Raw genomic sequence first — 10,474 nt, forward strand, 5'->3', positions numbered from 1 at the left:
GTGAACGCGCGACTGAACTACTTCGCCAGCCCCACCGCCGGCAAGGCCCTCAAGCACTTCATGGCCGCGGGCAAGGCGCTCAAGGACTCGCCGCTGCCGGCTGCGACGCAGGAGCTGGTGGCGCTGCGCGTGAGCCAGATCAACGGGTGCGCCGCCTGCATCGACATGCACACCAAGGAGGCCGCCGCTGCCGGCGAGAACCCGGTGCGGCTGAACCTGGTCGCGGCGTGGCGTGAGGCCACGGTCTTCACCGAGGCCGAGCGTGCCGCGCTGGAGCTGGCCGAGGAGGGGACCCGGGTCGCGGACGCGGCCACGGGCGTGAGCGACGAGGTGTGGGCCTCCGCTGCCAAGCACTACGACGAGGAACAGCTCATGGCCCTGGTCTTCCTGGTCTCCTTCATGAACGCTGCGAACCGGCTGAACATCATCACCCAGCAGCCGGCCGGCGACTACGAGCCCGGGCAGTTCCACTGAGCGTGGCGGGAGGACGTTAACCTGACGTGGCGTCAAGGGGAGGGGATCCGGCGTGAACAAGGTCGACAAGGTCGACAAGGTCGACAAGGTCGACAAGGTCGACAAGGTCGACAAGGCCGAGGAGTTCGAGGAGCTGCGTCCGCTGCTGTTCTCGATCGCCTACCGGATTCTGGGCAGCGTGAGCGAGGCCGAGGATGCGGTGCAGGAGACGTGGCTGCGCTTCGACGGCACGACGACCCTCCCCACGTCGGCCAAGGCTTTTCTGTCCACCGCGGTGACGCGCGTCTCGATCGACGTGCTGCGCTCCGCGCGCGTGCGACGGGAGGAGTACGTGGGCCCCTGGTTCCCGGAACCGTTGCTGAGCGATCCGTATCAGGATCCGGCGCGTGCGGCGGAGCTGGCCGACTCCGTGTCGATGGCGGCGCTTCTGCTGCTGGAGCGGCTGAGCCCGCTGGAGCGGTCGGTGTTCGTGCTGCGGGAGGTGTTCGGCTTCGGGTTCGACGAGGTCGCCGCGGCGGTGGAGCGTTCGGAGTGGGCGTGCCGGCAGCTGCTGGTACGGGCGCGGCGCCACATGCAGGCCGGGCGGCCACGGTTCGCAGCGGACCGTCGGGAGCGGCAGGAGCTGGCGGCGCGGTTCTTCGACGCGCTGAAGGACGGCGACATGGGCGCGCTGCAGAAGCTGCTGGCCGCCGACGTCCACATGGCCGGGGACGGCGGCGGCAAGGCCCCGCAGCTGGCCAGGGCCATCGTCGGGGCCGAGAACGTGGCCCGGCTGCTCGCCTCAGTCTTCCCCTGGATGGCCCGGATCGACGTCACGTTCGAGCCGCGCGAGATCAACGGCCAGCCCGGCGCGGTCTTCCGCGACCGGGACGGCAAGGTCCTGCACACCCTGGCCCTGGAGATGCTCGACGGGAAGATCCAGGCCATCCGCTCGGTGATCAACCCCGACAAGCTCGGCCACCTCGGGCCGGTCGCCGACGCCTGGGCCGTCGACCGCGAGGTGAAGCAGGCCCGTCGACAGTAGCCCCCCCGCTGTCTCAGTCGAAGCGGATGTGCCTCGCCCCCGTCCAGGCCCGTCGCAGGCGGCCCCGGAGGGGGCTGTCCGTGTTCGGGGTCAGGGTGAGTCCCGCCGAGGCGGCCACGTGGTCGGCCACCTGCGCGACGGTGACGTCGTCCGTCCATACGTGCTCGCCGAATTCGGCTCCGCGCAACCGCTCCAGGCACACGTCGAGCTTCGTGACGGCGAAGCTCTCGCGCCGCAAAGGCGCGTCCTTGCCCGCCACCAGCTGGACGACGTGGCCGAAGCCGCGCTCGCGCAGGCGACGCAGCACCGTCTCCCGGCGGGCCAGCAACGAGAAGTGGCGGACGTCGTGACCGCGTTCCCGCAGCCGGCCGACGGTCTCGTCGAAGTACTTCGGTTCGACGACCGTCATGGGGACGATGACCGGACCGTGGTGCCGGGTGAGGGCGAGGTCCAGCACCTCGTAGACGCCCTGGCGCCAGGCCGGGAGGTCCTGGAAGTCGCCGCGCAGGGCCGGCGGCAGCATCCGGTGCAGGCCGAAGCCGGCGTGCTCGGGGTCGCAGATGACGCTGCCGGGCAGGCGGCGGTGGAGTTCGTGGGCGGTCTGGGTCTTGCCGCCGCCGAAGGGGCCGTTGATCCACACAAGCATGTGCGGAGTCTAGGGACGACGGCCTCTGGCCTGCGTAAACGGTGCGGTCGCGGTCCGTTTGCGCGCTGCCTATCGTGAGAAGTGGGGGTAGTGGCGTCCTCGATGAGCAGGAGTCGACGCAGAGGAGGAGCCATGACGTCGATGAGCCGGGAGGAGACGCCCGTCACCGTCCAGGGCGAAGGAGTCGAGGTGCGTACGCAGGACATCGGCGGCGGCATGGCCGTGATGTTCATGCGCGCCGGCAAAGGGACGGACCTGGGGCCGTTGCTCAAGGGCCTGCCCGACGACCTGTGCCAGTGCCCGCACTGGGGGTTGCTGACCAAGGGACGGGTCAGGATCAGGACGAAGGACGGCGAGAAGATGTACGAGGCCGGGCAAGCCTTCTACTGGGCCCCTGGGCACGCTCCCGAGATGGTGGAGGACACGGAGTTCGTGGACTTCTCGCCGACGGGGGAGCTGGACAAGGTGATGGGACACGTCAAGACGCAGATGGGGTGAGGCGGCGGCACGCGGGGCGGCCCCCTGACCGGGGCGCTCCGTTTCGCTGCGCGCGCTGCCGCAGCGTTTCTGCGCCGCTGCGCGGCTTGGGCGCGGAGGGGCCTGGGCTGCGTCCCGGAGAGCCGGTCCGCTGACGCGGCCGGGTGAGTCGGCCGGGAAAGGACGGCGCCGTTTCTGTGGCGGGGGGGAGAGAGAGGGCGCCTGGGGCTGTGCCCCGGCGGGTCCGTCCGCTGCGTGGCCGGGTGTGCCGACCGGTGAGTGGCGGCGGCGCCGCCCCTGAGGCGGTGGCCTGGACGAGGGCGGCTCGCTCTCGGCCGCGCAGCGGGTGGTGGCTCATGGGGCGCAGCCCCTTGCCTCCCCTTCTCGCCCCAAGCCGCAGAGCAGCGGCGCAGAAGCACTCCGCCGCTCCTACGCGGCAGCAGCAGTGCCCCAAGCCGCGCAGCGGCGCAGAAGCACTCCGCCGCGCCCGCTGCCCGCCGCGCCCGCTGCCCGCCGCGCCCGCTGCCCGCCGCGCCCGCTGCCCGCCGCGCCCGCGCAGCCTCAGGCCGCCGTCGTCGTTGCGATCCGCAGGACGATCCCGCCGTCCTCGCCCGCCTCGACCGTCACCTGCGTCAGGTCCGTCACCGCCACGTCCGGGCCGTGCGCCGCCGCCCGGGGGCCCACGCCCACGACGCGCATGCCCGCCGCGCGGCCGGCCGCGATGCCGGCTTCCGAGTCCTCGAAGACGATGCACTCCTCCGGGGCGAAGCCCAGCTCCGCCGCGCCCTTGAGGAAGCCCTCCGGGTCCGGCTTGCTGGCGCTGACGCACTCCGCCGTGATGCGCACCGCAGGCATCGGCAGGCCGGCCGCGGTCATGCGGGCCCGGGAGAGGGGGCCGTCCGCCGAGGTGACCAGGGCGTGGGGGAGGGAGGCCAGGGCCGCCATGAAGGCGGGGGCGCCGGGGACCGGTACGACGCCGTCCATGTCGGCCGTCTCCGCGGCCAGCATGCGGCGGTTGTCCTCGTGGTTGAGTTCCATGGGGCGGTCCGGCAGCAGGGCCGCCATCGTGGCGTAGCCCTGGCGGCCGTGGACGATCTTCATGGCCTCGTCGGCGTCCAGGCCGTGCTCCTCGGCCCAGCGGCGCCAGCAGCGCTCGACGACCGCGTCGGAGTTGACGATCGTCCCGTCCATGTCCAGGAGCAGGGCACGTGCCGTGAGGGTGGTCATCGGTGGGCTCCAGAGCGCGCGCGGAAGAAGACAAGCGGCTCCGCCCGCCGGTCAGGGAGTGCGGGCGGAGCCACTTTGTTTCTCAAAGATACAAAACGGACCCCCTTGAACGCCAACGGCCCTGGTCGAAGCCGTTTCCGAGCCCCCGCCCCGGCCCCGCATCCGCCAGCCAATGGCCTACCCCAGCAGGCCGGGAACGCCCGTGCGGCCCACGATGGAGGCAGCGGAACCGACACCCCCGCCCCCGAGGAGCTCCCCATGGCCCAGGACACCCCGGGCACCCCGGGCCGCGCGGCGCCCGCAGGCCCCGCGTCGGCGTCCGCGTCCGCGCCCGTGCCCGGAGCGGGGCAGGCCCGCGGCGGAGTGCGCGTGGCGATCGGCGCGCTGCTGCTCGGCATGCTGCTGGCCGCCCTCGACCAGACCATCGTCTCGACCGCCCTGCCGACGATCGTCAGCGACCTCGGCGGGCTGGAGCACCTGTCCTGGGTGGTCACCGCGTACATGCTCGCCTCCACCGCCGCCACCCCCCTGTGGGGCAAGCTGGGCGACCAGTACGGACGGAAGAAGCTGTTCCAGACCGCGATCGTCATCTTCCTCGTCGGCTCCGCGCTGTGCGGCCTGGCCGCCAACATGCCCGAGCTGATCGGCTTCCGGGCCCTGCAGGGCCTGGGCGGCGGCGGGCTGATGGTGCTGTCGATGGCGATCGTCGGCGACATCGTGCCGCCCCGCGACCGCGGCCGCTACCAGGGCCTGTTCGGCGCCGTCTTCGGCGGTACGAGCGTGCTGGGGCCGCTGCTCGGCGGGCTGTTCGTCGACCACCTCAGCTGGCGCTGGGTGTTCTACGTCAACCTGCCCATCGGCATCGTCGCCCTGCTGGTGATCGCCGCCGTGCTGCACATCCCCGCCGACCGCACCCCGCACCGCATCGACTACCTGGGCACCTTCCTCATCGCCGCCGTCGCCACCTGCCTGGTGCTGATGACCTCGCTCGGCGGCACCACCTACCCGTGGACGTCCTGGCAGATCATCGGCCTGGGCGTGCTCGGCGTGCTGCTGCTCGCCCCCTTCGTGCTCGTCGAGCGGCGCGCCGCCGAACCCGTCCTGCCGCTGGGGCTCTTCCACGTCCACACCTTCACGCTCTGCTCGGTGATCGGCTTCGTCGTCGGCTTCGCGATGTTCGGGTCCATGACGTACCTGCCGACCTTCCTGCAGGTCGTCCAGGGCGTCTCGCCCACCATGTCCGGCGTGCACATGCTGCCGATGGTGGCCGGCATCCTCATCGCCTCGACGGCCTCCGGACAGATCGTCAGCCGCACCGGCCGCTACAAGGTCTTCCCCATCGCCGGCACGGGTGTCATGGCCATCGGCCTGCTGCTGCTCCACCAGCTCAGCCCGTCGATCAGCACCACCGAGATGAGCGCGTACTTCTTCGTCTTCGGCTTCGGGCTCGGCCTCGTCATGCAGGTGCTCGTGCTCATCGTGCAGAACTCGGTCGGCTACGAGAACCTCGGCGTCGCCACCTCCGGCGCCACCTTCTTCCGCTCCATCGGCGCCTCGTTCGGCGTGTCCATCTTCGGCACGATCTTCGCCAACAAGCTCGGCCCGCGCATCGCCGACGCCCTCGCCGGCGCCCCCCTGCCGCCCGGCGTCACCCCCGGCTCCCTCCAGGCGGACCCGCGGGCCGTGGACCGGCTCCCGCCGGCCCAGCGCACCGGCGTGCTCGCCGCCTACTCGCAGTCGATCACCGACGTGTTCCTCTACGCCGTGCCGCCCGCGCTCGTGGCCTTCGCCCTCGCCTGGCTGCTCCGGGAGGAACCGCTGCGCGCCAGCGTCACCGCCCCCGACAACAGCGAGGTCATCTCCAGCAACCCCGTCGAGCGCTCCTCCCACGAGGAGGTCGCCCGCGCCCTGTCCCTGCTCGGCAGCCGCGAGGGCCGCCGCCGCGTCTACGAGAAGATCACCGCCCGGGCCGGGCTCGACCTCCACCCCGCGGCCAGCTGGATGCTGCTGCGCATCAAACGCGACGGACACACCGAACCGTCCCTGCTCGCCGAGCGCGTGGACGTACCGCTGCGGGTGGTCACCGAGGCGGTCCGGCAACTGGAGTCACGCGGGCTGGCGACCCGCGAGGGCCTGCAACTGGTGCTCACGGACGAGGGCCGGCGGGACGCGGACCGGCTGTTCGACGTGCGCGAGCAGATGCTCGCCGAAATGCTGGGCGACTGGTGGACGGCCGAGGACCGCCCCCACGACCTGAAGCAGCTCGTCCGCCACCTGAACGCCGAGCTGTGCGGCTCGGACGCCGAGCAGCCCCACGACGGCGAGGCCCGCACCGGCCACCCCCACGACGACCACCGCCTGGACCGCCACCTGGACCACGGCCAGGGCCGGGGCCCCGGCCACTGACCAGGAGAGGGCCTCAAGCCCGTAGCCAGATGACCAGGGCAGCCGCGGTCACAGTGCCGAGGAAGACATATCCGCGCTTGTCGTAACGGGTCGCGACGGCGCGGGGGTTCTTCAGCTTGTTGATGGCCCTCTCGACGGTGTTGCGTTTCAGCGACACTGTCAGGCTTCTTGCGGGGCCTGCCCAGCCCAAGTCTGGGGACCCGGATCTTCTCGGCACCGGCGCGAACTGGGTGCAGTCGGCCCGCTGCCCCGGCGTGACGATCAGGGACAGCTGCAGATCAAACGACGGTTGCATGATCGGCCGGACGGCTCCGGGGATCGGGGAACTGCGAGGCCGACCCCGTGGACGGCCGAACACGCGCGCAAGGCCGATCACGGGGTCGGCGTCGCAGTTCCCCGATCCCCTGATGATGAGACCGTGCCGTAGGCCCGGAGGGTTTCGGCCGGGTCGCCGGGGCGGCCTCGCAGGGTGGCGTCCAGAAAGGCGAGGGTGGCCGCGGCGACGACGCGCGGGCTCTCGGTGCGGCCCAGGGTGCCGACGATCGAGGGCACCGGCGGCAGGTAGAGCGGGCCGTCCATGAAGGTGAGGTGCCCGGCGCCGGGGATGGTGAGCCGGTAGCTCGTCGCGGTGCTGTGCCCGAGGGCCTCGGTGAGCCGGGGCAGGTAGCGCGGGTCGGTGCCGGCGGTGATCTCCTGGGTGAGCGCGAGCGCCGGCTGCTGGAGGGCGGGCGCGGTGGGGCCGTGGGGGTAGCCGTCCAGGTCGACGACGGCGTCGAACCGGCGGTCCTGCCGGGCCGCCTGCAGGGCGGCGGCTCCGCCCAGGGAGTGGCCGGCCACCGCGGCGCGGCCGGTGTCCAGGCGTCCGGTCAGCGGGTCGGCGGTCTCACCGCGGTCCAGTCGCTCCAGCCGGGTGAGGACGAAGCCGAGGTCGGCGGCCCGGACGGCGGTCCAGCCGGAGGCCAGCTCCTCGTCCCTGTCGCGGTCCCCGGAGGAGGCGGTGGTTGCGCGGATCGTGCGGCCGTCGGCGAGGACGACGACGGCGGAGTCGTACGGGTGGTCGAGAGCGGCGACCAGGTAGCCGTGGCTGGCCAGCTCCTCCGCCCAGGCAGTGTTCTGGGACCGCACCCCGCCCGACCCCGGAGAGAACAGGACGACGGGGAACCGCTCTCCCCCGCCGGCCACCGGGGCATCGGCGACCGCGCGGCTGCGGGCCCTCGGGACGCCGTCGACCAGGAAACCGGGCAGGCCGACCCCGCCGGCGAGGGCCTCGGAGACGGTCCGCGCCTCGCCCTCCGTGCGTCCCAGGTACTGGGCCCGAGGGGCGCCCGCTGGGATCTTCTGCGCCGGGTACCAGAGCTGGACCACGACCGTGCGCCGGTCGTCCGGGTCGGCGGTGAAGCTCTCGGGGCGGAGCGGGTCGGTCCACTGCGCCACCCGGGTGCCGACCGCGAAGTCGCCCGTCGGCTCGGGGAAGACGGGCACGGGGGAGGCCCAGGCGGCCACCGGGCCGGTGGCGATCAGGCCGGCGCAGGCCAGCGATCCCGGCAGGGCCAGCCACCAGCGGGCCCGCCGCGCCGGTCGGCCGGTACGGCGCCGCAGCAGGGGCGGGAGGGCGAACGCCGAGGCGACGGCGGCGCCGGCCAGGACCGGCAGCATCTGCCAGCGGATCCCCGCCATGCCCAGCACGATCGCCGACGGTACGAGGACCGCCCCGGCCGCGACGGTGCCGGGCCGGCGGGCGGCCGGGGGGAGCCAGCGCGCCACCAGCAGCGCGACGGCGCCCAGCAGGACGAGGACTTCCGGAAGGGACAGGAACAGCCCCGGGATGGTTTCGGTCACCCGGCCATGCTCGGCGCCGGGCCCGCGCCGCCGCATCGGCCCCGGGTCGCCGCCGACGGCGACCGGGGTGGCAACCGGGGCGGGCCGCGGTGCGACCGGAGTGGCAACCGGGCACCCCGGACCGGCGGCCGGCCTGCGACCGCAGGAGGTGGCACGTCTCCTCCTGTGGTCGTACCCCTGCCTGGTGCGCTCCGACGCCGGGCTCATGTGCGGCGCGGACCCGCGGCCTAGGCTGCGGCTGTACACGGTGGCGGCCCCGGCCGGGCCGCCACGACGACCGATCGGCGGAGAGGTGTGACGGTGCGCCACCGGGACCGGGTACCGCCCCTGGTGTGGGACTCGGTGTTGCCGGCGCTGCTCCTGCTCAACGTCGTGACCACGTACCCGGCACGGGAGCTGCCGGTGGCGGCGGCGCTCACCGCCGCCCTGGTGCTGCCCCTGGTGTGGCGGCGCCGGGTCCCGCTCGCGGTGTTCGCCGCCGTGGTGGCCGCGGCGTTCGTCCAGTGGCTGGCGGACGTCCAACTGCCCGCGGACATCGCCCTGCTGGTGGCCCTGTACACGGCGGCCGCGCACACGGGCCGGCGCGGCACGCTGCTCGCCGCCGCCGTCGTGGAGGGCGGGGCCGTGCTGGCCTGCCTGCGCTGGGCACCGGACGGCGCGTTCCTGACCCCGTTCGTCGCGCTCTCCGCAATGGTGGTCGCCGCCGCCGTCCTCGGGGTGAACGTGCGGACCGGCCGGGCCTACCTCGCCGCCGTGCAGGAGCGGGCCGAACGGCTGGCGCTGCACCAGGAGCAGCAGGCGCTGCTGGCCGTCGCCGAGGAGCGGGCCCGGATCACCCGCGAGATGCACGACATCGTCACCCACAACCTGTCCGTCATGGTCGCGCTCACCGACGCCGCCGTCTACGCGCAGCACAGGTCCCCAGAGCGGGCCACCGCCGCGATGCTGCAGATCTCCGAGACGGGCCGGCAGGCCCTCACCGACATGCGGCGCTCGTTGGGCGTCCTGCGGGCCGACGAGCCGGACGCCGAGCGCCACCCGCTGCCCGGCATCGCCCAGCTGGAGGCGCTCGCCGGCCAGATGGCCGCCGCCGGGCTGCCGACCGGCCTTCAGGTCCGCGGCGGCCACGCCCATGTGCCGGCCACCGCACAACTCACCGTCTACCGCCTGGTGCAGGAAGCGTTGACCAACACCCTCAAGCACACCCCCGCCGGCACCCGCGCGACGGTCCTGGTCGAGTGCTCGGCCGGGAGCGTCGGCGTGGAGGTCACCGACAGCGGCTCCCGGCCGGCGCTTCCCGCCGCCGCACCGTCCGGCCACGGCATCCCCGGCATGCGCGAGCGCGCGGCCGCCTACGGGGGGACGCTGCGGGCCGGACCGCTTCCGGGCGGCGGCTGGGGTGTGCGGACCCGGCTCCTGCTGGGCAGCGGCGGGACGGGCGCCGCATGACGATCCGCATCGTGATCGCCGACGACGAGGCGCTGCTCCGGATGGCCTTCGGCACGGTCCTGGAGGCCCAGCCCGACATGGTGCCGGTCGGCGAGGCCGCGGACGGCGCCCAGGCCGTCCGCCTCGCCCGGGAGCTGCGGCCCGAGGTCGTCCTGATGGACGTCCGGATGCCCGGGACGGACGGGATCGAGGCGACCCGGCAGGTCGTCGAGGTCTCCCCGGGGAGCAGGGTGCTGATCCTGACCACCTTCGACCTGGACGCGTACGCCTTCGCCGCGCTCGGCGCCGGGGCCTCGGGCTTCCTGCTGAAGAACACCCGGCCCGAGGAGCTGCTCACCGCGATCCGCAACGTCGCGTCGGGCGACGCGGTGCTCTCCCCGCGGATCACCCGGCGCCTGCTGGAGGACTTCCGTCCGCACCTGGCCGACGGGGGCACCGCCGTCCGCGACGAGCGGCTGGACCGGCTCAGCGCCCGGGAGCGCGAGGTGCTCGTCGAGGTCGGTCGCGGCCTGTCCAACGCCGAGATCGCGGCCGCCCTGTACCTCGCGGAGGCGACCGTGAAGTCCCATCTGGGGCGGATCCTGCTCAAGCTGGAGCTCCGCGACCGGATCCAGGCCGTGGTCTTCGCCCACGAGAACCGCCTGGTCCCCCCGGCCTGACGCCGGCCGAGGGCTGGGCTCAGAACAGCGGCCGGACCACGGCCCGGTCCGGGCCGACCACGTCGCCGACGGGGACGGCGCCGCCGGTGGGGCTGTTGCGGTGGTGGCGGGAGTCCGCGGAGTCGCCGCGGTGGTCGCCCTCGACCGGGAAGAACGAGCAGATCAGACGACGGTTACATGATCGGCCGGACAGCTCCTAGTAGTGCTTTGTTAGGTGGTGTCGTAGGGCTGCCATGGGACGGTCTGTCGGCAGGTGGGGCAGGTTCCGGTCCA

9 protein-coding genes and 1 pseudogene are annotated in these 10,474 nt (G+C 73.4%); 6 read left to right on the forward strand and 4 right to left on the reverse strand.

Translation table 11 applies throughout. The annotated features are described in order from the left end of the window. Both IE182_RS15295 and IE182_RS15300 read left to right on the forward strand, forming a co-directional pair. Complete coding sequence (locus tag IE182_RS15295) at positions 1 to 474, forward strand: carboxymuconolactone decarboxylase family protein (RefSeq protein ID WP_190110335.1); 474 nt, start codon at positions 1 to 3, stop codon at positions 472 to 474. Between the two features lie 52 nt (positions 475 to 526). Continuing rightward, positions 527 to 1,498, forward strand: a complete 972-nt coding sequence (locus IE182_RS15300) for an RNA polymerase sigma-70 factor (RefSeq protein WP_190110336.1) — start codon at positions 527 to 529, stop codon at positions 1,496 to 1,498. Between the two features lie 13 nt (positions 1,499 to 1,511). Here IE182_RS15300 and IE182_RS15305 read toward each other — a convergent pair whose 3' ends face one another. Next, complete coding sequence (locus IE182_RS15305) at positions 1,512 to 2,144, reverse strand: AAA family ATPase (protein ID WP_190110337.1); 633 nt, start codon at positions 2,142 to 2,144, stop codon at positions 1,512 to 1,514. Positions 2,145 to 2,276: 132 nt separating this feature from the next. Between IE182_RS15305 and IE182_RS15310 the strand changes: the two genes are divergently transcribed. After that, positions 2,277 to 2,642, forward strand: a complete 366-nt coding sequence (locus IE182_RS15310; protein ID WP_190110338.1) for a cupin domain-containing protein — start codon at positions 2,277 to 2,279, stop codon at positions 2,640 to 2,642. 540 nt (positions 2,643 to 3,182) lie between these two features. On the opposite strand, the gene IE182_RS15315 is transcribed toward IE182_RS15310, so the two are convergent. After that, on the reverse strand, positions 3,183 to 3,848 hold the full coding sequence (locus tag IE182_RS15315; protein ID WP_190110339.1) for an HAD-IA family hydrolase: 666 nt from the start codon (positions 3,846 to 3,848) through the stop codon (positions 3,183 to 3,185). A gap of 258 nt (positions 3,849 to 4,106) precedes the next feature. Here IE182_RS15315 and IE182_RS15320 point away from each other — a divergent pair, with 258 nt between their 5' ends. Continuing rightward, positions 4,107 to 6,254 carry an MFS transporter gene (locus IE182_RS15320; protein ID WP_190110340.1) on the forward strand — a complete coding sequence of 716 codons (2,148 nt, stop codon included), beginning with the start codon at positions 4,107 to 4,109 and terminating at the stop codon, positions 6,252 to 6,254. Between the two features lie 13 nt (positions 6,255 to 6,267). Here IE182_RS15320 and IE182_RS15325 read toward each other — a convergent pair. Then, positions 6,268 to 6,414 (reverse strand): annotated as a pseudogene (locus IE182_RS15325) (IS5/IS1182 family transposase); the annotation flags it as partial. Between the two features lie 212 nt (positions 6,415 to 6,626). Continuing rightward, positions 6,627 to 8,129, reverse strand: coding sequence for an alpha/beta hydrolase family protein (locus IE182_RS15330; protein ID WP_190110341.1), 1,503 nt, complete (start codon positions 8,127 to 8,129; stop codon positions 6,627 to 6,629). Positions 8,130 to 8,387: 258 nt separating this feature from the next. Between IE182_RS15330 and IE182_RS15335 the strand changes: the two genes are divergently transcribed. Both IE182_RS15335 and IE182_RS15340 read left to right on the forward strand, forming a co-directional pair. Next, positions 8,388 to 9,542, forward strand: coding sequence for a sensor histidine kinase (locus tag IE182_RS15335; RefSeq protein ID WP_190110342.1), 1,155 nt, complete (start codon positions 8,388 to 8,390; stop codon positions 9,540 to 9,542). After that, entirely contained in the window at positions 9,539 to 10,201 is a 663-nt protein-coding gene (locus IE182_RS15340) for a response regulator (protein WP_190110343.1), read from the forward strand. Before IE182_RS15335 ends, IE182_RS15340 begins: the two co-directional genes overlap by 4 nt. Positions 10,202 to 10,474 lie beyond the last annotated feature (273 nt).

Origin of the sequence: Streptomyces cinnamoneus (assembly GCF_014650495.1) — a bacterium.
Classification (GTDB): Bacteria; Actinomycetota; Actinomycetes; order Streptomycetales; family Streptomycetaceae; genus Streptomyces; species Streptomyces cinnamoneus.